This is a genomic window from Paenibacillus sp. FSL E2-8871, assembly GCF_038000345.1.
Taxonomy (GTDB): Bacteria; Bacillota; Bacilli; order Paenibacillales; family Paenibacillaceae; genus Paenibacillus_AQ.
Genome location: NZ_JBBOBV010000001.1, coordinates 1505945 through 1531129, shown reverse-complemented (window position 1 = coordinate 1531129; position 25185 = coordinate 1505945). Strand labels below are relative to the sequence as shown.

Annotated in this window: 22 protein-coding genes; 15 read left to right on the top strand and 7 right to left on the bottom strand. The window is 43.3% G+C overall.

Annotation, left to right across the window (positions count from 1 at the left end; translation table 11 throughout):
- Positions 1–64: 64 nt before the first annotated feature.
- Complete coding sequence (locus NYE25_RS07055; protein WP_339265070.1) at positions 65–1105, top strand: ThiF family adenylyltransferase; 1041 nt, start codon at positions 65–67, stop codon at positions 1103–1105.
- Positions 1050–1943: a response regulator transcription factor gene (locus NYE25_RS07050; protein ID WP_341124966.1), complete on the top strand. Its 894-nt coding sequence runs from the start codon at positions 1050–1052 to the stop codon at positions 1941–1943. Before NYE25_RS07055 ends, NYE25_RS07050 begins: the two co-directional genes overlap by 56 nt.
- A gap of 45 nt (positions 1944–1988) precedes the next feature.
- Here NYE25_RS07050 and NYE25_RS07045 read toward each other — a convergent pair whose 3' ends face one another.
- A complete protein-coding gene (locus NYE25_RS07045; protein ID WP_076283549.1) occupies positions 1989–2489 on the bottom strand; it encodes a C40 family peptidase in 501 nt (166 codons plus the stop codon).
- A gap of 326 nt (positions 2490–2815) precedes the next feature.
- A complete protein-coding gene (locus tag NYE25_RS07040) occupies positions 2816–3457 on the bottom strand; it encodes a thiamine diphosphokinase (RefSeq protein WP_341145533.1) in 642 nt (213 codons plus the stop codon).
- 162 nt (positions 3458–3619) lie between these two features.
- On the opposite strand from NYE25_RS07040, the gene NYE25_RS07035 reads away from it, so the two are divergent.
- Positions 3620–4084: a low molecular weight protein-tyrosine-phosphatase gene (locus NYE25_RS07035; RefSeq protein ID WP_341147694.1), complete on the top strand. Its 465-nt coding sequence runs from the start codon at positions 3620–3622 to the stop codon at positions 4082–4084.
- 136 nt (positions 4085–4220) lie between these two features.
- Here the strand turns inward: NYE25_RS07035 and NYE25_RS07030 are convergent, their stop codons facing one another.
- Positions 4221–4952: an alpha/beta hydrolase gene (locus NYE25_RS07030; RefSeq protein WP_076298745.1), complete on the bottom strand. Its 732-nt coding sequence runs from the start codon at positions 4950–4952 to the stop codon at positions 4221–4223.
- Positions 4953–5217: 265 nt separating this feature from the next.
- On the opposite strand from NYE25_RS07030, the gene pdhA reads away from it, so the two are divergent.
- From pdhA to NYE25_RS06985, 9 genes are all read left to right on the top strand, one after another.
- Positions 5218–6285, top strand: a complete 1068-nt coding sequence (pdhA, locus tag NYE25_RS07025; RefSeq protein ID WP_042188812.1) for a pyruvate dehydrogenase (acetyl-transferring) E1 component subunit alpha — start codon at positions 5218–5220, stop codon at positions 6283–6285.
- Positions 6286–6300: 15 nt separating this feature from the next.
- On the top strand, positions 6301–7278 hold the full coding sequence (locus tag NYE25_RS07020) for an alpha-ketoacid dehydrogenase subunit beta (protein ID WP_042188810.1): 978 nt from the start codon (positions 6301–6303) through the stop codon (positions 7276–7278).
- Positions 7279–7389: 111 nt separating this feature from the next.
- Positions 7390–9042 carry a 2-oxo acid dehydrogenase subunit E2 gene (locus NYE25_RS07015; RefSeq protein WP_076283552.1) on the top strand — a complete coding sequence of 551 codons (1653 nt, stop codon included), beginning with the start codon at positions 7390–7392 and terminating at the stop codon, positions 9040–9042.
- 2 nt (positions 9043–9044) lie between these two features.
- Positions 9045–10457, top strand: a complete 1413-nt coding sequence (gene lpdA / locus NYE25_RS07010) for a dihydrolipoyl dehydrogenase (protein WP_042188806.1) — start codon at positions 9045–9047, stop codon at positions 10455–10457.
- Between the two features lie 177 nt (positions 10458–10634).
- Positions 10635–11609 (top strand): S66 family peptidase, encoded by a 975-nt coding sequence (locus tag NYE25_RS07005; protein ID WP_042188804.1) that lies wholly within the window; start codon positions 10635–10637, stop codon positions 11607–11609.
- 107 nt (positions 11610–11716) lie between these two features.
- Entirely contained in the window at positions 11717–12697 is a 981-nt protein-coding gene (locus NYE25_RS07000) for a thymidylate synthase (RefSeq protein ID WP_341055289.1), read from the top strand.
- 52 nt (positions 12698–12749) lie between these two features.
- Positions 12750–13241 (top strand): dihydrofolate reductase, encoded by a 492-nt coding sequence (locus NYE25_RS06995; protein ID WP_341145532.1) that lies wholly within the window; start codon positions 12750–12752, stop codon positions 13239–13241.
- Positions 13242–13471: 230 nt separating this feature from the next.
- The gene (locus NYE25_RS06990) at positions 13472–14959 is read left to right on the top strand and encodes a glutamate synthase subunit beta (RefSeq protein ID WP_341145531.1); all 1488 of its coding nucleotides are present in this window, start codon (positions 13472–13474) and stop codon (positions 14957–14959) included.
- Positions 14960–15382: 423 nt separating this feature from the next.
- Positions 15383–17098: a proline--tRNA ligase gene (locus tag NYE25_RS06985; protein ID WP_341145530.1), complete on the top strand. Its 1716-nt coding sequence runs from the start codon at positions 15383–15385 to the stop codon at positions 17096–17098.
- Positions 17099–17109: 11 nt separating this feature from the next.
- On the opposite strand, the gene NYE25_RS06980 is transcribed toward NYE25_RS06985, so the two are convergent.
- Positions 17110–17973 (bottom strand): pentapeptide repeat-containing protein, encoded by an 864-nt coding sequence (locus NYE25_RS06980; protein ID WP_341145529.1) that lies wholly within the window; start codon positions 17971–17973, stop codon positions 17110–17112.
- Between the two features lie 186 nt (positions 17974–18159).
- Between NYE25_RS06980 and NYE25_RS06975 the strand changes: the two genes are divergently transcribed.
- The gene (locus NYE25_RS06975; protein ID WP_341145528.1) at positions 18160–20415 is read left to right on the top strand and encodes a type IA DNA topoisomerase; all 2256 of its coding nucleotides are present in this window, start codon (positions 18160–18162) and stop codon (positions 20413–20415) included.
- A gap of 89 nt (positions 20416–20504) precedes the next feature.
- On the opposite strand, the gene NYE25_RS06970 is transcribed toward NYE25_RS06975, so the two are convergent.
- The 3 genes from NYE25_RS06970 to NYE25_RS06960 form a co-directional block, all read right to left on the bottom strand.
- Positions 20505–21230, bottom strand: a complete 726-nt coding sequence (locus tag NYE25_RS06970) for a thioredoxin domain-containing protein (protein WP_341145527.1) — start codon at positions 21228–21230, stop codon at positions 20505–20507.
- A gap of 103 nt (positions 21231–21333) precedes the next feature.
- Positions 21334–22080, bottom strand: coding sequence for an HAD family hydrolase (locus NYE25_RS06965; protein ID WP_341145526.1), 747 nt, complete (start codon positions 22078–22080; stop codon positions 21334–21336).
- A 35-nt stretch (positions 22081–22115) separates the two neighbouring features.
- Positions 22116–23033: an ArsR/SmtB family transcription factor gene (locus tag NYE25_RS06960; RefSeq protein ID WP_076283561.1), complete on the bottom strand. Its 918-nt coding sequence runs from the start codon at positions 23031–23033 to the stop codon at positions 22116–22118.
- Positions 23034–23195: 162 nt separating this feature from the next.
- Between NYE25_RS06960 and NYE25_RS06955 the strand changes: the two genes are divergently transcribed.
- Together NYE25_RS06955 and NYE25_RS06950 are read left to right on the top strand one after the other, a co-directional pair.
- Complete coding sequence (locus NYE25_RS06955) at positions 23196–24350, top strand: MFS transporter (protein WP_076283781.1); 1155 nt, start codon at positions 23196–23198, stop codon at positions 24348–24350.
- Positions 24351–24440: 90 nt separating this feature from the next.
- Positions 24441–25166 (top strand): phosphonate ABC transporter ATP-binding protein, encoded by a 726-nt coding sequence (locus NYE25_RS06950; RefSeq protein WP_076283562.1) that lies wholly within the window; start codon positions 24441–24443, stop codon positions 25164–25166.
- Positions 25167–25185 lie beyond the last annotated feature (19 nt).

Sequence of the window (25185 nt, the reverse complement as noted above, 5' to 3'; positions counted from 1 at the left end):
TACTCCCGGGGAATAGCAGACGTTCTGCTGTTCTCCGGTTTTTGGATACGGGGAGGGGAACCGAATGATTCATACAGATGGTCGTGAAGATCGTTATTCTCGTCAGGTGCGATTTGCGCCATTTGGAGCAGAGGGACAAGAAGGGCTCGCGCAGTCTAGTGTTTTAGTAGTGGGAGCAGGTGCGCTTGGTACAGGGATTGCAGAGACGCTGGTACGCTGCGGGGTAGGCAAAATTATTTTAGCTGACCGTGATTATGTAGAGTGGAGTAACCTTCAGAGGCAACAGCTCTATACTGAGGTAGATGCTATTGAACGTATGCCTAAGGCTGCTGCTGCGCAGCGCAGACTTCAACAGATTAATTCTGAGGTCGTTATTGAAGCCTATGTTATAGATGTTCGTGCCGAAGAGTTGGAAGGGCTTGTTTCAGGGGTTGATCTGATCATGGATGGTACAGACAATTTTGATACTCGGCTCATTATTAATGATATGGCGCAAAAGCACGGTATTCCTTGGATCTATGGTGCATGTGTAGGCAGTTATGGAATAACCTATACGATTTTGCCAGGAGAAACTCCATGTCTCCATTGTCTTCTAGGTACAGTACCGCTAGGAGGTGATACCTGTGATACCGCAGGTATACTTCCGCAAGCAGTACAACTAGTTACGGCAAATGCAACGGCAGAGGCGCTGAAACTACTAGGTCAGCGTAAAGATCAATTAAGAAACAAACTGTTAACGTTTGATGTGTGGCGGAATGAATACCATGAAATTGGAGTGAAAGCTGCCAAAAAGAAAAACTGCCCTTCTTGTGGGAGTCATCCGATCTACCCCTATCTAATGGCAGCGAATACCGAACGAGGCGATGTTCTTTGTGGAAGGGATACAGTACAAATTCGACCTGCGAGACCACAGAAGCTTAACTTGCAGGAAACTGCGGATCGTTTGTCTCGTTTAGGAAGCGGAAGTGTGGACAGCAACGCTTATCTGGTTTCTTTTATAGAAGGGCCTTATCGGTTAGTAATTTTTGCTGATGGTAGAGCGTTGATTCATGGAACAAAAGATATTGCTGCTGCTCGGAGCTTTTATCATCGATATTTTGGATAAAGAAGCTGTAAATAGGTGTTCAGGCCATTTCTTAGGAATGGTCTTTTTGTTTTCCGGGAATTCTATACGTACCGCAGTGATGCTGGTGCAAGTCATATGGATATGGGGGAACTTTGTGATTGAGCAAATAATATGGTATATGGCTGATAGCAGTAGTAGAGAAGAAGATCGAACCGTTATAGAAAGTGTGCTACAAGATATTGGACTTGAAGCAACAAAAAGCGAAGATCCCGAGGATCTCCGCTTATCCATATCAAAAGTAGAACCGGTACTGCTGCTTGCTGAGTTATGCGAGGTGGGGACTTGGGAAGGCTGGGACATAATTTCCGCTGTAAGAGCTGAGGGGATGATACTACCGGTAATGGTGATTTCCGGTGAACAATCTGAATCTGGAACTGGGGCAGTTTCGGCGTTCTCAGCCGGGGGTAATGAATATATGACAAAGCCTTTACATACCGGTGAATTCAAACACAGAATTCTAAATTTGTTAACCCTTACTGGACGGCGTCGAAATTTAAATCAAATACTGAGAGTCGATGGTTTAATGCTCGATCCCAGCCGCAGGTTTGTAAGTCGCGACGGGATCGAGTTAAAAATGACACCCAAAGAATTTGATCTATTGTATTATCTCGCTGCGAACCAAGGAATGATATGCTCTCGCATCGAGATACTTAAGGAAGTATGGGGTTACCAATTTCACGCAGATACCAATGTTGTAGATGTTTACATCAGACATATCCGTTTGAAAATGGATAAAGGTCACCGGAACAAGTTGATTCACACCGTTCGCGGAACAGGATATGTAATGAGGGCGCCCGAAGGCGGCACCACATCCTGAGACTATTTCTCTATTATAGTTTGAACTCTACTACAGAGTCGTTGTTTACAGTACGCGGCGAGCCTTTAAATATGTTTTTTTCCAAGTACCGGAGTTAAGATCGGAAATCGTAACACCAGGTTTGCCGTAAGTGTGCAGAATTTTACCATTGCCGGCATAAACAGCAACGTGAGTTACGTTTTTACCAGTTGCTCTGCTACCGCTGGAGAAGAATACGAGATCGCCTACACGAAGATTCGCTTTAGATACGGCTGTTCCTACTTTTGATTGCGCTGCAGCCGTACGAGGCAGTGTTACGTTATATTGTTTAAAGATGTATTTTGTAAAAGAAGAGCAGTCAAAAACTTTAGTAGTAGAAGTGGATGCACCGAACTTGTAAGGCACTCCCATATATTTCTTCCCGAGATTCACTACACTTTGACCTTTAGATACGGAAGCTGCTTCAACTTTCGTTGCGCCTACGCCTGTTGCCATCATTGTACCCAAGCCCATTGTAGTAACCATACCTATAACAATCGCTTTTTTAATCCATTGTTGTTTATTCATGTTGTATTACCTCCAAGGTGTTAGTCTTTGTTGTTGTGTTTGTCTGTCTTGCTTGCCTGATTCGTAGTATAGCAGGTTATCTATGACATAAAAATTGGAAGAGGTGCAATAAAGTGAGGCTGGGTATGGGTTGTAAGCGTTTTATTAAAAATTCATTAAAAGTTACAAAAAATTAATAATTTGATGTAATAGGATTTTAAAAAAGCCGGAAAACCCTTGGTACAAAAGAGTTTTTACGGCTTTTTCGAATTTGAGATAAAAGTTACAATGATGTTTCTAAACTATAAAAAAGTAGCATTTTTACGTTAAACATGATCTCTATGTATCTAGTCTTTACTCTGAATGATCAGCAACAATCCACTTCGAATGGTAACCGTCCCTGAGGATGAAACCAGTTTGTTACTCACACCAAGTGATTGTCCAAGCTTTAGTGTAGCGTTAGTCAATGGATATTGAAATCCTTCTAAGGTAATACCCGATACTTCTGGGGTTAAAGGCAGTAAAGAAACGTAGGTATAGCCTAAATCGTTGATAACTGCTTGGGATCCTGTAAGGGTTATATAGTTATGCGTGTCCATGACGTAGCAGTTGATTTGACGTTGTAGGGCTCTTGTCATCATTTGAATGCTAGCCAGGGAGTGGTCAATTCGAGTACCTGTAACACCTAATAGTAGAATAGAATCGGGTTGTTGATCCATCGCAATATCTAGCGCCATCTCGCTATCTGTCAAATCTTTGTTCACGGCATCACAGGTGATAGTCTTCTTGCTTTTGGATTCAATATCTTGAAGCGCTTCAGGCGAAACGGAATCAAAATCACCTACTGCTATATCTGGTTTATATCCGTGTGAAATGAGAAATAGCGCTCCCTGATCCGCACCGATAATAAAATCATCTTCATCTAATAGGTTGAAATATTCTGGAGACAGTTCTCCACCTGCAAAAATTACGACTCGTTTGGATGACATAACATCCATTCCTCCTCTTAAACCTCTTGTTGAGTATCCTGTCCAGTATAATGCAGATCGAAAGGTTGCACAATTGACCTCGAGAACGCTAAAATGAGAGTGTGCGATCTTTTGAGTATAAATTCACATATAATTAGGTTTAACAACTGGGAGGTGAACGAAATCGTAAGAGTACTGTTTGTATGTCTGGGTAATATTTGTCGATCACCAATGGCGGAGGCTGTTCTGCGGCATAAGATTAATGAACGAGAACTATCTGATAAGATTCTTGTAGAATCAGCGGGAACTGGAGATTGGCATATAGGAAAAGAGCCGCATGAAGGAACAAGACGTATCCTTGATCAGAACGACATTAGCTATGAGAACATGTTAGCGCGGCTAGTCGACAGTGAAGATTTTCAAAAATTTGACTATATCGTCTGCATGGACAAGTCTAATGGAGAGAATGTTCGAAAGATTCCAGGCGGGAAAGACGCCGAGCTAATGTTCTTCATGGATTTATTGCCTGAGGAGGAGCTGCGCGAAGTGCCGGATCCGTATTTTACAGGTAATTTTGAACAGGTATATGATTTGATCAACGCGGGCTGTGACATATTGCTGGAAAGAATGATAAGAGAAAAGCTGTAACCCATTCGGATTACAGCTCTCTCTGTATGATTCATATGGTAAATCGAGGGAAATTGCTGGATTTAACTGTAAGCGCAATCAAGTAATCTACATACTGTTCTTTAGATGTTCACTATTTACTACTATCAATAGGTCATTATGCGTTTAAGAAATAGAGTAGAGATTCTGGTAGCTCTTTCTGCCAGAAACCCCAGAGATGAAGTCCGTCTTTCTCTCGGTAGGATACGGTTGCTCCGCGTGATTCAAGCAATGTTTTTGTTTCTCGATTCATCTGAACAAAATCATAAATGCCAGTATCCGTTTTGTAGTCTGTTTCCTGCAGACCAACGACCATATTAATGTTGAGCCAGGAGAGATCCTCTTCTTTAGCCAGCATGTCGCGGGATTCAGGATAGAATGCACCGGAAAGGCTGATGATACGTGTGAAGATCGCAGGATAAGCAAGTGCAAGATGGAGCGATACACTGCCCCCAAGGGAGTCACCTGCTAAGATTCGTTCGTCCGGAGTACGGCGCACAGGATATTTTTGTTCAATGAAGGGAATAATCTCTTCGGAAAAGCAAGATAAGTACTGCTTGAATCTGCTGCCAAAAGGAGCGTATTCTTGAGTGCGAACAGCGACGTCTACTTCGACACCAACAATGATGAAGGGCTCCACGTCTTCTTCTATAATAAGACGTCCAGCGAGTGTAGCGATGCGGCCAAAGTTAAAGAACTCTTCGCCGTCTTGGCAGTACACCACTGGGTAGCTCAAGACTTCGTTGTAGCCGGGAGGGAGATAGATGCGTAATTTACGTTCCTCCTGCAGATGTTTACTCCAAAGCGTTTCTTTTACAATTGTGCGTTTCAGAAAAACAGAATCGCTCATAGTTGCCACGTCACCTTTCTTGTCGAATTTTGCAATGCACAACGGTTTGCTCTAAAATGAATAGCTGAGTAACTGTGTGATTAATCATTTACTTGTTCCAAAAGCTTTAAACTGTTATATAAAAATAAATCACCTGTTATACATACAAAATTTAAAGGAATATAAATTTTATAAGTATTTCTTTGACGAAAGTAACCAAACAGGTGTATAATAATATTATAACAGAGGCAGCTGATATTCAAATTTTTTTATTGAGGTGAAGATAATGAGTAAAGTTCCTTATGAAGTGTATACAGAGGACGTCGAGGCTCTAACGGTACTTTCCCCGGATGGAGAAATTATCAACAAGGATAAAATGCCTGATTTAACCGACGATCAACTGAAAGAAATTATGTATCGTATGGTATTTACCCGTACTTGGGATGATCGTGCAGTAAATCTTGGTCGTCAAGGCCGTCTTGGTTTCTACGCACCGGTATCCGGTCAAGAAGCTACTATGATTGGTAGCGAGTACGCTTTGGAGAAAGAAGACTTCTTATGCCCAGGCTACCGTGATATTCCGCAGCTAGTATGGCACGGACTTCCATTGTACCAAGCATTCTTATATTCCCGTGGACACCAACATGGTGGAGCTATTCCTGATGGCGTTAATGTATTGATGCCACAAATTATCATCGGCGCGCAAATCCTGCACGCTACAGGAATTGCAATGGGCTTTAAATTGAAGAAACAAAAGAGTGTTGCAATTACTTACACTGGTGATGGCGGTTCTTCTGAAGGCGACTTCTATGAAGGCTTGAACTTTGCTGGTCGCTTTAAACTGCCTGTTATCTTCTTTGTTCAAAACAACGGTTACGCGATTACGACTCCATTCGCAAAACAAACAGCTTCCAAATCGATCGCTCACAAAGCGGTTGCAGCTGGTATCCCGGGAATTAAAGTTGACGGCATGGACATCTTTGCAGTAATCAGTGCTGTTCGTGACGCTGCTGAGCGTGCACGTAATGGCGAAGGTGCTACATTGATCGAAGCTGTAACTTACCGTTTCCGTCCACACTCCCTTTCTGACGATGCAAGTAAATATCGTTCGAAAGAAGAAGAAGGACAATGGAGCGAAAAGGATCCAATCAACCGTCTTGCCAAGTATTTGGAGAAGAAAGGTCTTTGGACTGAAGAAGATACGCTGCGCGTGAAAGACGAAGCGAAAGCTACTGTTAACGAGCAGATTAAAAAAGCTGAACAAACCGAAAAAATGACTATACCTGGCTTGATCGACAGCATGTTCGAAGTAACACCTAAACATCTGGAAGAGCAAAAAGCCGATTTTGAATAAGGGGGATATCAGGCAATGGCACAAATGAATATGAAAGAAGCGATCCGCGACGCGATGCGCGTTGAACTGAATCGTGACCCTAACGTTCTTATCTTCGGAGAGGATGTTGGTAATGTAGGTGGCGTTTTCCGTGTAACGGAAGGGCTGCAAAAGGAATTTGGCGAAGATCGTATTTTTGATACTCCACTAGCTGAGTCCGCTATCGGTGGTCTGGCATTTGGTCTTGGTGTACAAGGCTTCCGCCCAATTGCAGAAATTCAATTCGTTGGTTTTATCTTTGAAGCACTTGATCAGATCGTTGTTCAAGCGGCACGTCTGCGCTGGCGTTCTGGCGGTAAATATAATGCTCCAATCGTATTCCGTACTCCTTTTGGTGGCGGAGTTAAGGCTGCTGAGCTTCATACGGATTCACTCGAAGGTTTGATTGCACAAAGCCCGGGTATTAAAGTAGTAATTCCTTCAAACCCATATGATGCTAAGGGACTTCTTATCGCGTCTATCCGCGACAATGACCCTGTATTCTTCATGGAGCATTTGAACCTTTACCATGCATTCCGTGCTGAAGTGCCAGAAGGTGAATACACTGTTGAACTTGGCAAAGCTAACGTAGTACGTGAAGGTGCTGATGTATCTATCATTACTTACGGGCTGATGGTACATACAGCTACCAAAGCAGCCGAGCAACTCGAAAAAGAAGGCATTAACGTTGAAATTATTGACCTTCGTACTGTAAGTCCAATCGACATCGACACTATTGTAGCGTCTGTGAAGAAGACTAACCGTGCTATCGTAGTACAAGAAGCTCAAAAGAGCTCCGGTGTTGCTGCTGAGGTTATTGCGCAAATTAACGAAAAAGCATTGCTGCACTTGGAAGCACCTGTTCTTCGGATCGCAGGTCCGGACACAGTATATCCATTCGCACAAATTGAAGATACATGGCTTCCAAACCCTGCGCGTATTATTGCAGGCGTGAAGAAAGTTTTGGATTTCTAAAATATTTTTTTCTATGAGAAACGGTTGTCATCCTTTATGGATGACAACGTCGTTTCTTCTTCTGAATTCTAACCATAAGGTCAGTCCCAATTTCACAAGGAGGTTTTCAAAGTGGCAAAGTTTGAATACCGATTCCCTGAACTAGGTGAAGGTTTGCATGAAGGTGAAATCATCAAAATGCATATCAAAGCCGGTGACAAGGTAACGGATGATGATATCGTAATGGAAGTTCAAAATGATAAGGCGGTAGTTGAGGTGCCTTGTCCAGTGAACGGTACCGTGTTGGAAGTTTTGACTAAAGATGGCCAAGTTTGCCGTGTTGGCGAAGTTGTAGCTATTATCGAAGCTGAGGGCGACGTGCCTGAGCAAGAAGGTCATGCTGCTGAAGAAGCTCCAGCTGCACCTGCACCTGCTGCACCAGCTCCTGCGAATGCTAAATCAGCGAACTTTGAATATCGGTTCCCAGAACTGGGTGAAGGTCTGCATGAAGGTGAAATCATCAAAATGCATATCAAAGCCGGTGACAAAGTAACCGATGATGATATCATCATGGAAGTTCAAAATGACAAGGCAGTAGTTGAAGTTCCTTGTCCAGTGAACGGTACTGTGTTGGAAGTTCTGACTAAAGATGGTCAAGTATGCCGTGTTGGCGATGTTGTAGCTATCATTGCTGCAGAAGGTGACGTTCCTGAACAAGCAGGTCATGCTTCCGCAGAAGCAGATGCAGCAAAAGGAAGTGCAAATACCACTTCTTCCCCTGCAGCAACTAGCCCATCTGATGCTAAACAAGGTGGATCTGTTAGTGCAGCACCTGCGCCTGACCGTGATGTGTTGGCTACACCAAGCGTTCGTAAATTTGCTCGTGAGCAAAAAGTGGATATCTCTAAAGTGAACGGAACTGGAAAAGGCGGCAAAATCACTCGTGAAGACGTTGAAGCATTCTTGAAAGGTGGTTCAGCACCTGCGGCAGCGGCAACACCTGCAGCGGCAGCTTCTGAAGCTCCTAAGGCTGCTAAAACTGAAGCTAAAGCAACATCTGCAGCAGCGAGCGGTAATGTTAGTCTTGAAGAAGAACGTGTACCTTACAAGGGCATTCGTAAAGCGATCGCCAATGCAATGGTTAAATCGGCTTACACTGCACCGCACGTTACAATTATGGACGAAGTAGATGTTACTGAACTGGTAGCATTCCGTACACGTATGAAACCAATCGCTGAGAAAAAAGGCGTTAAGGTTACTTACCTTCCGTTCATTGTTAAAGCATTGGTTGCAGCTTCCCGTCAATTCCCGGCGCTTAACGCTATGATTGATGAAGAAGCAGGCGAGATTGTTTACAAGAAATACTACAACATCGGTATCGCTACTGATACACCAAACGGCTTGATCGTTCCAGTTATCAAAGATGCTGACCGTAAGAGCATCTGGATGATCGCTAGCAGCATCACTGACCTTGCAGTTCGTGGTCGTGACGGTAAATTGTCTGCTAACGAAATGAAGGGCAGCACGATCTCTATCAGTAACATTGGTTCTGCTGGCGGTATGTTCTTTACTCCAATCATTAACTTCCCTGAAGTGGCTATCCTCGGAACTGGCCGTATCAGTGAAAAAGCAGTAGTTAAGAATGGTGAAATCGTAGTTGCTCCTGTAATGGCGTTGTCACTCAGCTTTGACCACCGTATTATCGATGGTGCGACTGCTCAAAACTTTATGAACTACATTAAATCGCTGCTCAATAATCCTGAGCTGCTGGTTATGGAGGTATAATTATGGTAGTAGGAGACGCTTCTCTAGATATTGACACATTGGTCATTGGTGCAGGTCCTGGTGGGTATGTGGCGGCAATTCGTGCCGCCCAGCTCGGCCAAAAAGTCCTCATCGTGGATAAATCGGAACTCGGCGGTGTATGTTTGAACCGTGGATGTATTCCTTCTAAAGCACTGATTGCTGCTGCACATCAGTTCGAATCTGCTAAGCATGGTGAAGTTTTCGGTGTTACTGCTGAGAACGTTAAAGTGGATTTTGCTAAAACTCAAGAGTTCAAAAACGGCGTAGTTAAGAAAATGACTAGCGGCGTGACTAGCTTGATGAAAGGCAACAAAATTGAAGTATTTAACGGCGAATGCATGTTTATCAGCGACACAGAAGCACGTGTGTTCAATGATCATGAATCCCCACGTTACCGCTTCAAACACTGTATCATTGCAACAGGTTCCCGTCCGATTGAATTGAAACCTTTCCCATTCGGTGGACGCATTTTGTCTTCGACTGAAGCTCTTGAGCTTCCAGAAATTCCGAAGAGCATGATCGTAATCGGTGGTGGTTACATCGGCGCTGAGCTTGGCCAAATGTACTCCAAATTCGGTACTAAAGTAACAATCATCGAAGGTTTGGATACTGTACTTCCAGGCTTTGATAAAGATATGACTCGTCTTGTTGCGAAAAACATGGCTAAAACTGGCATCGAAATCGTAACTAACGCTAAAGCTGAAAGTGCTGTACAGAACGACAAGGAAGTTACCGTGAAATATTCTGTTGGTGGCGAATCCAAAGAAGTTACTGCGGATTACTTGCTTGTAACTGTAGGCCGTCGTCCTAACACTGATGGTGAACTTGGACTAGACCTGATCGGTCTTGAGCTCGACGAGCGTGGATTGATCAAAGTCGATCACCAAGGTCGCACAAGCATTCCTAACATCTTCGCTATCGGCGACGTTGTTCCAGGTCTGGCGTTGGCTCACAAAGCTTCTTACGAAGGTAAGATTGCCGCAGAAGCGATTGCAGGACTTACATCTGTTGTTGACTACAAAGTCATTCCAGCAGTTGTGTTTACAGATCCTGAATGCTCAAGCGTTGGTTTGACTGAGAAAGAAGCGAAAGACAAAGGCTACAAAGTGAAAGCTGGTAAGTTCCCATTTGCAGGGAATGGCCGCGCCGTATCTTTGAACAGCCCAGAAGGTTTCATCAAAATTGTTGCTAACTCCGAAAACAACCTTGTGCTTGGTGCACAAATCGTTGGTATCGAAGCTTCTAACTTGATCGCTGAACTTGGTTTGGCAATTGAAATGGGCGCAACACTTGAAGATATCGCTTTGACTATTCATGCGCATCCAACCCTTGGCGAAATCGTCATGGAAGCTGCTGAACTGGTTGAAGGTCATCCTATTCACGTAATGAAATAATTTCTCTACCCAATTGCTCTAGCAGGCACTGAAAGGCGGAACGCATTTGCGTTTCGCCTTTTTGAGTTTTCCACTTTTTTGAAAAAAGATATAATGGGAGGAGATGAAACAATTTGAGCGAATACACTATAAAATCATTCATCCGTATTTTAAAAACTTATATAGGGAGGACAAATGATGAAACCCAATAAGTTAAAGCCTGGTGATGAGTTGCGAATCATCTCACCTGCCAGAAGTCTGTCGTTAATCGCTGCTGAACAAAGGAAAATTGCCAAAGAACAGCTACAAAAATTAGGCTTTCGGATATCATTTTCCGTAAATTCTTTTGAGAAGGATGATTTTGTTTCCTCATCGATCGATTCTAGAATAGAGGATTTGCACGAAGCTTTTTTAGATCCGAATGTTAAAGGGATTCTTACGACCATTGGAGGCTTTAATAGCAATCAACTGCTACGTTATATCGACTATTCCATCATTGCAGAGCATCCTAAACGATTATGCGGGTATTCGGATATTACTGCTTTAAGTAATGCAATCTATGCTAAAACAGGATTAGTTACATATTCAGGACCACATTTTTCTAGCTTCGCAATGCTTCACGACAATGAATATACCACCGAATATTTCCGTAAGCTGATGATGGACAACAAAGAAATAGTGGTGAGGCCTTCGAAGCATTGGAGTGATGATGAGTGGTATCTGGATCAGGAGAACCGTGTATTTATCAGAAATGAAGGTCCGTTCATTATCAATGATGGAGAAGCGAAAGGGACAATTATCGGTGGGAACCTGTGTACATTAAATCTTTTGCAGGGAACGGAGTATATGCCAAGTTTAAAAAATTCGATATTATTTCTTGAGGATGATTATGAGTCATCGCCTGCAACCTTTGATAGGGATTTACAATCGCTGATTCATCAACCAGATTTTCAGCATGTTAAAGGATTGGTTATTGGCAGATTCCAACAAGGATCACGTATGACTAAAGAACTGTTGATCAAAATCATAACTTCGAAAGAAGAGCTATCAGACATTCCTGTCATTGCAGACGTGGACTTTGGACATACCTCCCCTATGATTACTTTTCCTGTAGGTGGACAAGCCTCACTTCGTGCTTATGGGGTTAGAGTAGAGTTAAGGATATCGGAGTAGTGAATTCCTCAGATTATTAAATAAATTTAAAAAATATCTTACTGTCTACAAAAATCGGATTTTTCAGATATAATATATGAGGTGAAATATTACGGAGGTGCAGTAAATTGAATAATGAGTTAGAACAAACCTATTTGAATTTTTTACAATATATTTTAGATAATGGTGTAAAAAAAGAAGATCGTACCGGAACGGGTACTATTAGTGTATTTGGTTATCAAATGCGATTTGATTTATCAAAAGGCTTCCCATTATTTACAACAAAACGGACTCCGTTCCGTTTAATCGCTAGTGAATTATTATGGTTTATTAAAGGTGACACAAACATTCGTTATTTATTGAAAAATAATAATCATATTTGGGATGAATGGGCTTTCAAAAGATGGGCTGAATCAGACGAATATACAGGTCCAGATATGACTGATTTCGGGAATCGTTGTTTAATTGATGAAGGCTTCAATCAAGTTTATCAAGCAGAGATGAAAGCATTTTGTGATCGTGTCTTAGAAGATGATGCGTTCGCAGCGAAGCATGGTGACCTAGGGAATGTTTATGGTAAGCAATGGCGAAATTGGACATCTTCTACGGGGGAATCCATTGACCAATTACAAGATGTAATTCATCAGATCAAAACAAATCCTGATTCTCGTCGTTTAATTGTAAGCGCATGGAACCCGGAAGATGTTATAAATGCTGGGGCAAAAGGGAGTAAAGCAGCGTTACCACCTTGTCACGTTATGTTCCAGTTCTATGTTGCAAATGGTAAATTAAGCTGTCACTTGCTGCAGCGCAGCGCTGACTCTTTTCTTGGAGCTAACTTCAATATCCCGTCTTACTCCTTACTTACACATTTAATTGCACATGAGTGTGGTCTAGAAGTAGGCGAGTTTGTATATAGCATTAGTGATGCACATATCTATTCAAACCATGTTGATCAAGTTAAAGAGCAATTATCAAGAGATTTAAGACCATTGCCAACATTGGTTATTAATTCAAATAAGAAATCACTTTTTGATATCGAGCTGGAAGACCTTATCATTGAAGGATACAATCCGCATCCTTCGATAAAAGCGCCGATCGCAGTATAAATTAATGGTTATCAAGATTTTTGATCTATATAGGTAGGAAGGAGCGTGTTTCATGAGTATTAGCTTAATATGGGCAATGGGCAACAATCATGTTATTGGAAAAGATAATGATATGCCTTGGCATTTACCGCTTGATTTTGCTTATTTCAAAGCGGAAACACTGGGGAAGAGAATGCTTATGGGCCGCAAAACGTGGGATTCGCTCGGAGGGAAGCCTCTAAAGGGCAGAACAAGCTTAATTATGACTAGAGATACTGATTATGCTCCTGAAGGTGCAGAGGTTGTACACACGCTTGAGGAAGCTCTCAGCGAGGGTAGAAAAGACGATGAGCTGATGGTGATCGGCGGTGCGGAAATTTATAAGCTGATGTTGCCGTATGCTGACAAGTTGATGTTAACGCAAATTGAACAGGATTTTGAAGGAAATACCCGGTTTCCTGATATTGACTGGAGTGTGTGGAAAGAGGTTTCCAATAAGAAGGGAATTCGTGATGAAAAGAATCCGTATGATTACCGTTTTCTTGTTTATGAACGTACGGAATAGCAATAAAACGTTTTCTCTGACATAACATGTGAAATAGTACAAAAAATCAGTAGATTAATCCATTACTGTGCAAAAGTAATGAGTGCTACTATAATTAAAATTAGAAATGATAATCTACAGGTATAGAATGTGCAGGTACTTCATTGCGCTGCTCACGACCATACGAAGCCGCAATATGCTACAATGTACTATACTTCAACACGAAGAGAACGGATGGGGGAAACGTAAACATGTCTACACCTACAGGTTTTATGGAGTATAAACGGCAGCTCCCAGGTGATCGGGATCCTGAGCAGCGGGTAAAAGACTGGGAGGAGTTCCACCATCATTTATCCGAGGACGAGCTTCAGACACAAGGAGCGCGCTGCATGGATTGCGGAACGCCGTATTGTCATACAGGAATTGATATGGCTGGAGGAACCTCGGGTTGTCCAGTTCATAATCTAATTCCAGAGTGGAATAATTTGGTGTACCGCGGACTCTGGAAAGAAGCCCTGGAACGTCTGCATAAGACGAATAATTTTCCTGAGTTTACTGGAAGCATTTGTCCTGCTCCTTGTGAAGGCTCTTGCACAGTGGGTCTAATTGGACAGCCGGTGACCATTAAGACCATTGAGTTAGCTATTATTGATAAGGGCTTTGAAGAAGGCTGGGTTGTACCTAATCCTCCAGAGAAACGTACAGGCAAAAAGATTGCAATCGTAGGCTCTGGACCTGCTGGACTCTCAGCAGCAGCTCAACTTAATAAGGCTGGACATACAGTAACTGTATTTGAACGCAGTGACCGCATCGGCGGACTGCTGACATATGGCATTCCCACTATGAAACTTGATAAGAGAGTTGTTCAACGTCGTGTAGATTTATTAGCTGCAGAAGGTATTAATTTTGTAGTGAATACAGAGATTGGCAAGGATATTCCTGCTCAACAGCTAGTGGATGAATATGATGCGGTTGTTCTGTGTGGTGGAGCTACAAAGGCACGTCGTTTTAACGTTGAAGGCAGTGAGCTTAAGGGTGTTATGTACGCCATGGACTATTTAAATGGTACGATTAAGAGCTATTTGAATTCCAATCTTGAAGATGGCAACTATGTATCTGCTGAAGGTAAAGACGTGATCGTCTTGGGTGGCGGTGATACTGGATCTGACTGTGTTGCTACAGCACTTCGTCATGGCTGCAGCAGTATCACTCAATTTGGTACACATGAAAAAGCACCTCTTCAGCGTGATCCGATTGCTAACCCTTGGCCACAATTCCCGAATGTATATAGCCTAGACTACGCGCAAGAAGAAGCTAAAGCCATATTTGGGGATGACCCGCGTGAGTTCTCTATCATGACTACTAAATTTGTTGGTGATGATGAAGGTAACTTGAAAGAGTTGCATACTGTACAGATCCGCCGGATCGTGGATGAGACAGGTCGTAAGATCTATCAGCCTGTTCCAGGTACCGAAGCTGTATATCCTGCTCAATTAGCTTTGATAGCCATCGGTTTTGATGGGCCAGAACAAGATATTATTCAAGAGCTTGATCTTGAGACAGATCGTCGTTCCAATGTGAAAGCTCGTTATGGTAAATTCAATACGAACGTGAAAAAAGTATTTGCTGCTGGCGATATGAGACGTGGTCAAAGCTTGGTTGTATGGGCCATCAACGAAGGACGCGAAGCTGCGCGTGAAGTGGATAAATACCTGATGGGTTCAACCGTTCTTGTTTAAAACGTAAAGATAATAATTGTCTAATAAGCCGTTTCAAAAGCAGTTTATCTGCTTGAGAAACGGTTTTTTATATAAAGCGATGCTTGACGTAGATATCAGTATCATATAAATTAAATACATTATTCACATGATAAAAGCATTGACCAAGGATCTACGATTCAAGAAGCGTTAGAACAGAGAGGGAACCCACCGGGTGAAAGGTTCCTCAAACACGTGTGAGTGGTATCCTGCCTTGGTAGCTGTAGCGATAGTATCTACTAACCCGCTACCGGAATCGACCGTTATCCGATTTGAGGATTGCCAAATCAGAATGGATTGTACGTTGAGCTGGCAGTTGAATAAGGGTGGTATCACGACACATTCGTCCCTGACGAATGTGTCTTTTTGCATTTAGAGAGATAATTTCTAGGGAGGGTATTTAAGATGCGACAAAGCAATTTATTATTAACAACACTGCGTGAGGTGCCTTCGGAAGCGGAGACGAACAGTCATCAGCTACTGCTGCGTGCGGGGTATATCCGTCAATTAGCTGCTGGAGTATATACCTATTTACCACTTGGACGGCGGGTTCTGCGAAAGATAGAAGCGATTGTGAGAGAAGAGATGGATCATTCCGGAACGCAGGAGATTTTAATGCCATCCATGCAGCCTGCGGAACTTTGGAAGGAATCAGAACGTTATGATGTTTATGGTAAGGAGTTGATGACTTTTAAGGATCGTCATGAGCGGGAATTCATTCTCGGTCCAACGCATGAAGAAGTAGTAACCACACTTGTGCGGAATGAGATCAGCTCCTATCGTAAGCTTCCTGTTACCGTGTATCAAATTCAGACTAAGTTTCGAGATGAACGGCGACCACGTTCTGGATTGCTAAGAGGAAGAGAGTTCTTGATGAAGGATGCGTACTCTTTTGACATAAGCTCAGAAGGACTTGATAAATCATACCACCAAATGTTCGATGCTTATCACCGGATATTTAAGCGATGTGGATTGAAGTTCAGAGCTGTTCATGCAGATTCTGGTGCAATTGGCGGAGAAGGGGGCAGCCATGAATTTATGGCACTGGCTGATATCGGGGAAGATACGATTGCGGTTTGTTCCTCTTGCGATTACGCAGCTAATCTGGAACAGGCAGAAGCTGTACGTCCTGTTAAGAAGGAAATGAATTTCGAAGTACCAGCGATAGAGAAATTCCATACTCCAAATTTACGTACAATTGATCAATTAGAGCAGGAGTTGGAGATCCAGCCAGAGCAGATTATGAAAACATTGATCTACGAAGGTAGCGGACAATTCTTTGCTGTAGTGGTTCGAGGAGATCATGAAGTTAATGAGATAAAAGTGAGTAAATATATCGGAGCGATGGAGATCGGTCTTGCAGACTATGAAGCTGTGAAATCCTTAACGGGTGTAGAGAGTGGGTTTGTGGGGCCTGTGGGACTTCAATTAACTGTACTAGTTGATGCCGCAGTTGCTGAGATGACGGAAGGTACGACGGGAGCAGGAGAAAAAGATTATCACTTCCGTAATGTTGTACCTGGTAGAGATTTTGGGCTTGAGCATGTGGGGGATTTTCGCAATGTAGCGGAAGGAGAAACTTGTCCACATTGCGAGGATGGCGTTCTTCATTTTCATCAAGGCATTGAAATCGGACATGTCTTTAAATTAGGTACCAAATACAGTGAGAAGCTTGGAGCTTCCTTTTTAGATCGTTCAGGCAAAAGTCAGCCTATGATCATGGGTTGTTACGGAATTGGAATCTCGCGACTATTGTCCGCAATTGTAGAACAGAATCATGATGATCAAGGAATAATGTGGCCAGTTGCATTAGCACCTTATCAGGTTCATATTTTGATCATGTCCATAAAGGACTCGGAGCAACTGGAAGTTGCAGAGGAGCTTTATAATCAACTTACTAAGCTCGGTTTTGAGACGCTTCTAGATGATAGGGATGAACGTGCTGGCGTTAAATTTAAGGATTCAAGTTTGATTGGTATACCCGTAACGCTAGTAGTCGGTAAGGAGGCTGCACAAGGTAGGGTGGAGTATCTAGAAAGAGCCTCCGCTGCGGGTAAAGAAGTTTTAGAAAAGTTAGAAGCAGTTTCTCGTATCCAAGAATTCTTTTCGCAGCTGAATTAAACTTCTATAACTCAAACTGAAAGCCATTGTTCAGGGCGGGAAAGTGCTGGAGGTAACTTTGTGAGATCATCACCTATTGCCGCATTAATCTGACCCTGAGTTAGAAAAATGCTCTCTGATAGATCAGCCCCCCTAAGATCAGTGTCACGGAAATCTGCACCAATAAGATCTGCACCTCTAAGATTAGCGCCTTTAAGGTCAGCGGCAATCAAATAGGCTCCCCTCAGGTTGGCGCCCCTGAGATCTGCATTTTTAAGATTTGCGCCGACAAGGTCAGCACCACGGCTGAAAGTTCTCGATGCTTTTTTTAGTTTACGACGAGCCTCAGTACGCACAAGTTCACTGACTTGCAGCAGTAACAGATTAATCTTTGCTCGATGTGCGTCAACATTCACCTTCTGTAGAGAATCAGGGTTAAGTAAAGTGAGTTGTTCCGTCTCATCGAGTGCTGTTTGCAGCTCAACATGTATTGAATGGGTTATATCTAAGTTCAATGATTCATTTAAGTACCATAGCAATTCGTGCAAATGCCACATGGCCGTAAATACCTCGAACATTTGCTTTGCAGTTTTTGGATTCTTCCGCCAGTCCTCACCAGTATAAGTAACCTGAGAAAGCTTTTGCCCAGCCCCAAAACAGTCATATACAGTACAACCACGAAATCCAAGCGCTCTTAAATCTGTATGTACACCACAGCGAAAGTCTGATTGTAGGTTATGGCACGGCTGGCCAGCTGCTTTATCCATAGTAAAATCCACTGAAGCTGAAAAAGGTAGTGCGGAACAGCACAAACCGAAGCAGCTCTCACATTCTGCTTTTAAATAGTGACCGTTTTTGTCCTTATAAGGTTCTGTAAATTTGTGATTTTCAGACACGTTTTGATTCCTCCGATATATAAAACTCGTTTACCAAACTATTCTAATTCATAGAAAAGACAAAGGGAAGTCTGAATTTTACCTAGGCCTACTAACCAATCCATTAAAAAAAACCGAGGTTAATGGTATAATAGAATACTGGACGCATTTTGGACTTAAGAACGAAAAGGTAAGGAGCGATTGTTTTTGAAGACACTCATTATTGCGGAGAAACCGGATATGGGGCGGAATATCGCCGCCGCAATAGAACCGAAGGCCAAAAATTACCGTTCCTATCTTGAAGGGGAGCAGTACATTATTACTTGGGCAATAGGGCATCTAATCGGTTTGGCCGAGCCGGATGCTTATGATGTTAAATACAAAAAGTGGAATATTAATGATCTGCCCATTATTCCAGACCAGTTCAAACTGGTTCCTAATGCGCGGACAATCGACCAGCTCAAGGTAATTGGAGATCTTGCGAAACGTAGCGATCTTCTAGTGAATTCATGCGATGCCGGGCGAGAAGGGCAGCATATCTTTTCACTCATTCAACGACATTTGAAGCTGGAGCATCCTGTGAAGCGGTTGTGGATCTCGGATCTGACCCCAGAGACCATTCGCAAAGGATTCCAGGAGCTGAAGGATGGATCGGAGTACGAGAATCTAACGAAAGCTGCAAAAGCACGCAGTGAAGCGGATTGGCTCATCGGCATGAACGGATCACGTGCTTTTACTACAAAGCATAATGTGCTGCTGTCCGTGGGTAGGGTTCAAACTCCCGTACTCGCGCTGATTTATGACCGTCAGAAGACGATTGAGGCGTTCTCTTCCCTAAAGTTTTTTGAGGTGGAGGGACATTTTACTCAGAATGAAATGAGCTATAAAGGAATGTGGCAGGGGGATCGGCTGACTGACGGGGATAAGGCGGAGGCGCTAGCTGCCATGGTCAAAGGAAAACCGGGCCGGATTGAGTCTTACGAGGTTAAGGAAACAAAAGAGTATCCAAATAAGCTGTACGATTTAACGCTGCTGCAGCGTGAGGCGAATGGAAAGTACGCTTTTTCCGCAAAAAAGACGCTTGATATTGCTCAAGCGTTATATGAAAAACATAAGGTGATCTCTTATCCGCGGACGAACTCCAACTATGTTACAGAACAGAATATTCCTGAGATGCATAAGACGTTATCCGCACTGCAAGGGACGGCTTATGATGAGTGGGTGAAGGGTGCGAATCGCAATCTTGTTCATAAAGGGAATAAATTCATCTGCAACCCCTCGAAGGTTGAGGATCACCACGCGATTTTGCCTACATATCGTAAAGCATCAGGACTTAGTGCAGATGAAGGAAAGCTGTATGATTTGATTGTGCGGCGTTTTTTGTCTCAGTTCTATCCGGCAGCGGAGTATAAAGTGCATACGGTGATGACCGAGGTAGAAGAGGAAAAGTTCAAAACCACAGTCAAGGAATTATTAAGCCTCGGCTGGAAGGTCATTTACGCGGACCAGAAGAAGGATAAAGCGAAGACTTCCAAGGGTAAGAACAAGGATGACGAAGAGGACGAAGAGATCGAAGTGAATGAACCATTTTCTATTGCTCCGGCAGAAGAAGTGGTTTGTAGTGAGGCTATTGTTAAAGAGAAAGATACTCAGCCACCCAAGCATTACACAGAAGGTACGCTGCTTCGAGCGATGGAAAGTGCCGGAAAGCAGATTGAGGATGAAGAGCTTCGCGATGCTATGAAGGATTCAGGGCTTGGAACTCCGGCTACCCGTGCAGCAACGATAGAACGGCTGAAGAATGTCGGATACATCGAAATGCAGGGCAAAAAAATTGCCATCACGCAAAAAGGACGAACAGCCATTGAGCTGATTCGTGGAGCGGGTATTGAGCTGTTGACTTCACCGGAAATGACCGGACAATGGGAACGTCGTTTGAACGAAATATCGAGAGGAACGGCGTCGGACGGGCAGTTTATGGAGAATGTAAAAAGATTCGCCTGCATGATCGTAGACAAAGTACGAGTACAATCACGGGCGTCCAAAACCTCTTTTGAAGGGGAGACGCCTTCTGTCAATACAAGTGCTAAAGGGCGAAGTGCTGGAAGTACATCTCGTAAAACCACCGACAAACCTGCGGCGCCGCGAAAGCGCAAGGCAAGTAGTGAAGAGGAATCTGCCAATTCAGGACCTAAGGTCATCGGAAACTGTCCGCGTCCCGGCTGCGGTGGAATGATTTTTATGGGTAAAAAAGGCTACGGCTGCTCTCATTACAAGGAAGGCTGTAAATTCGTGATTTGGAAAGAGAATCAAGGTCGTACACTCACGGATGCACAAGTGAAGGCATTGATTGAGAAAGGTCGGACGGGCAAGCTAAAGCTTACCAGCGAAGACGGTACACCTCTGGAAGGCAAGCTAGTGCTTCAAAATATGGATACGGGCCAATTAGCAATTGAATCATAGTCGAACGGAAAGAATTCGTGTACGGTAAAAAGGTGTCTCTAGCCATGATGGATACATGGCGGAGACACCTTTTTAATCATGCCTTATAATTATTCAGCGGATTTAGCCAGCTGCGCCTCAATCGCTGCAGTTAACCCTTCGTAAGAGGAGTCTGGAAGCAGGACACCGTTCACCATAAATTTAGGTGTTCCGTTAACTCCATACGATCCCGCGATCTTGAAGTCTTCTTTGACGTCGAACATGTAGGTATGATTCTTGAGATCTGTTTCGAATTGAGCGAAATCAATATCTTCAATGTTATCTTTGACGAAATTTAGAATGAACTTCTGTGTGGCCCATATTTTGCTCTCATCGCCTTGATTGGCGTACAGCTTATGGAGATATTCCCAGAACTTCTCGTTGCTTTGCCTATAAATGGCTTCACCTGCACTTGCAGCAAGATAGGAATCTCGATCCAAAAAGGCAAAATTCATGAAGAAAAGCTCAACTTTTCCGGTATCCACGTAGTCCTTAACAAACGTATCCAGATATTTCTCCGTCCAGTTTTTGCAGGCAGGACATTTGAAATCTGCAAATTCGATGACTTTGATTTTGGCATCAGGACTACCAAGATGAGGTTGCTTTTCATATTTCAGCCCATCAACAACAATGCTCCCCTTCACATCAGTGTAGTTAGGTAAACCCTCTGTACTGTCCGTCTTGTCATTTAGAATGAAGACAATAACAGCGACAAGGATTACAACAACTATACCTAAGAGCATGGGAAGCACTTGTTTGTTAGTTCGAGAATGGTTGGACTTCACTTTCTTGTTCATATCTCATCTCCTACCTCATTTAGGAATTATACAAAAATAGTATAATCATCCCAGAGGTAGAGTAGATATGTCATTTGTAACAATGTCTGAGGTTACTTTGCTCCTAGAGTTTCTGCAGAGTAGCAGTACGAATAACAGGAGGCACCTCATGGATGGAGGAAATGGTCTTCACTGCTTGTTGCATTTCTTGCTCCAGTTCAATAAGGTTATAGCTCCATTCATTCTGTTGCTTCAGATAGATACTGTTAATGCCTGCGGTTACTGCCGGAAGTACATCTGTACGTAAAGAGTTACCAATCATCCAGGTGCGTTTGCGGTCAAAGCCTTGCGTAGTCAAAATATTTTCAAGTGCCTCAACATTTTTATGTTGACGAATATAGATCCGGTCATCAAAGTAAGCATCTAGCTTCATTTGCTCAATTTTACGTTGTTGGATCGTATCGTCTCCACCTGTATACAGGAATAAATGGTGACCATCCTGCTTCAGAGTATCCAGCGTTTCAACCATGCCAGGGTAAGCTTCGATTTCTTGATCATAGACGCTTAGTCCAAGCTTGTGTAACTGTTGTTCTTGAAAACGGTCCGTCGGACGATTATATTTTGCGCAGAAATAGCGGTAGGTAGCGATTAGGGATTTAGGGAAATTATCGCTGGCAAGACCACTTGTGTTGACCGTGTGCACGTCAATTTCTATTTGTTTGTCGCGTAGGTCACTGGTGCTCGGGCCAAATTGGTTAAACCAATCAGTCATTAGCTCAAAATATTGCCCTAAAATCAGATCGAAATATTTGTTGCAGTGGACCAGTGTATCATCTAGATCGAAAATCACCTGTTGTGTCATGTATTTCATATCTCTCACTCCTTGGATCTGTATCTGTATGTGTTCTATAGATAAATATAAGACTCTAGGAACATTTGAAGCTCTGATGCGCCGTCAGGGCGAATACTGAAACGTTCATCTTGTTCACCTCTAAGATGGATGCGGAGTAGGCCGGCTACTCGTAGAATCATAAGGTGATGCATCAGCATTTCTCTGGATTGATTAAGATCTGATTGCATCTCCCACAACGACTTGGGTTCATGTGCGACATAGCGAAGCAATCGAAGTCTGGTGGGGTCGGAAAGTGCCTTGGTCATGCGCAAAAGCACCATAGGTGGTTCATTTTCGTCTTCTAAAGGTACATCTACAGGGTATTGTACGATCACCATGGTTTTGTAGAAGCAGTAGGTGTTAATCGGACGATTATGAACAGTTGGTAGTAATACAATCGTTTTTAGATCCGTGATCTCCTCGAAAACTACACCGCCAGACGCGTATTCAATTAGAGAAATGGGATCCATTTTACTTTCAAGCATTTTTTTCTCAGAAGCATCTTCAATTAATAGCGGTAATATTTTGTGCTCCACATGGCGGAAGTATTGCTCGTACCAGAGACGCAAGAGTGGACTATAGCTGCTCCGAATCCGAAAAGCATCTTCAATCGTAAACTCCTGAATGAGCGGAGCGATTTGCTGATAACATTCTTCTATGGAGGCTGAATCCAGATCATCTAAGAAATGCTGCACTGAAGTTGCGGGTCCTCGAATGTAAACCCAGGCATATAGCACATCATAATCCGTAAAAGGCCACTCGGCGGCTTGCATTAAAGCTGTTACCTTATGAGGAGAAATGCGATCTTCCACATCACTTATCCAGTGGGGACCAATGTCCAAATTGGAGATCCATTTTCTAGTTACATATAACATAAAACTGTCCAGCAGTTCATAAACCGGCGATACGTCGATCTTTAATTCGTACTCCATGTCTCATGCACCCCCAGGAAATCCGTAACATCTTCATATTATCTCTTGTTTTGAAGAGGGTTGTCCACTATAATGTTCGGTGTTTGCCAATTGGCGTTAGAACAAATTAGCGTTATTAATCATAGGGGGATATCATCTGTGTCAGACCGGCCAAAATTATCTATTCGAAGTAACAGCAAAATGAATTTCATGATTCTTATTACCGCTACTATAGCGGCTGGACTCAGCCAAGGAATGCTGCTTCCCGTATTATCCATTCTATTGGAGCAGAAAGGAGTTTCCTCTTCACTTAATGGACTTAATGCAGCTGCTTTATACATAGGATCATTCGGAATGACCTTGATTGCTGAAAGAGTTCTCGGAGCGATTGGATTCAAAAAATTGATTGCTGGCGGGATAAGCTTAGTCTTAGTAAGCTTGCTTTTATTCCCCTTTTTTCCTGGAATCAAAATATGGTTTGTGTTACGTCTACTTGTAGGTGTTGGTGATGCAGCTATCAATTATGCCGCCCAGCTATGGGTGCTGCTAATGACACCTGCCGAGCATCGTGGACGAAATCTATCCCTGTATGGGATGTCCTATGGTCTGGGCTTTAGCTTGGGGCCACTTGGAATTAGTCTGCTGCGCTTTGGTCAGGCAACACCCTTTATTGTTCTAGCTTTTCTTTTTTTGCTGGTCCTAATACTAGCCGTTACAATGCTTCCGGATTCCCGTCCAGATAAAGTTGAGAGTGGAGAAAGTCAGGTACGCCGGTTTGGACGTTGTTACAGTCTAGCGTGGTTCGCATTAATTCCTGCACTCCTATACGGTTTCATGGAAGCAAGCTTAAACAGTAATTTTCCAGTGTATGGCCTCCGGATCGGATACAGCACGGATCAAATTGCAGCCTTATTGCCTTTTGCGGGCATTGGAGGACTGTTGTTACAATTCCCGCTAGGACTGTGGAGCGACCGTTTTGGTCGAAAGAAGGTATTGATTCTTACTGGGATTGGAGGCGGGATTGCCTTCGCATTACTGCCATTAGCAGGTGACCATTTCAAAGTGACTATGGTGCTGTTGATGATTGCTGGTGGACTTGTAGGTTCCTTTTTCTCGTTAGGGCTTAGTCTGGCTGCGGACATTTTACCACGACATTTATTGCCTGCTGCAAATGTGGTTGCTTCTTTTCATTTTAGTATAGGCAGTATTATAGGTCCAGGTATCGGCGGTTTGCTCATGCAAGTCGGCTGGGGCGGGGGGATTTTCGGCTTGATGGGTGCTTTATATATCGCCTTCGGATTGCTTGGGTTATTTTTCTCGCCACGGCAAAAAATTTGAGGTAAGATAAGAACGAGTGCTCGCATGGAAATTCATCTGGCTTTCAGAGTACACTATAGATTATAGATAAAGACAGGGAGAGGCTGAACTATGATCACAGTTGAACACTTAGCCAAGGCAGTTGGGGAAGATAAGAATCCAGTTCTACAGGATATAGGGTTTCAATTAGAACCGGGTGAGTTCGTAGCAATACTTGGAGCTAGCGGTAGCGGTAAGACCACTTTACTGCGCTGTTTAGCGCTGCGTGAGAAGTGGGATAGAGGGAATTTTAGAGTTGACGGTACAGATATAATGGCGAGTGCCTTTACAGGTAAAAGAAAAATCCGCCGCGAGTGGGCATACCTGGAGCAGAATGCAGAGCTCAATCCTAACCGTACTGCATTGAAAAATGTACTGATCGGCCAGTCTTCACAAACGCCGTTATGGCGAATGGTCACTGGGATGGTACGTTCAGATGATTATATGGGTGCAATGGATGAACTGGACGCCCTTGGCCTCCTGGATAAGGCGAAGATGAAGACAAGTCAACTTAGTGGCGGAGAAAGGCAGCGTGTAGCGATTGCTAGAGCGTTGACTCACGGTGCTAAAGTGATTTTAGCGGATGAACCGGTTACGGGATTAGATCCTAAATCCGCGGAGAGTGTCTTGGAAACATTGCGGAAGCTGTGTAAAGAAACCGGTCTTACGGTTGTAACGGTGTTACCGATTGAATTAGCGGAACGTTTTGCTACGCGTCTATGGGTACTAGAAGATGGCAGAATTAAGCATGATATAAAGGGGCGTAGATTAACGTTCCAAGAACGTGCAAATCTTTAAATATAGGACACGGATAAGG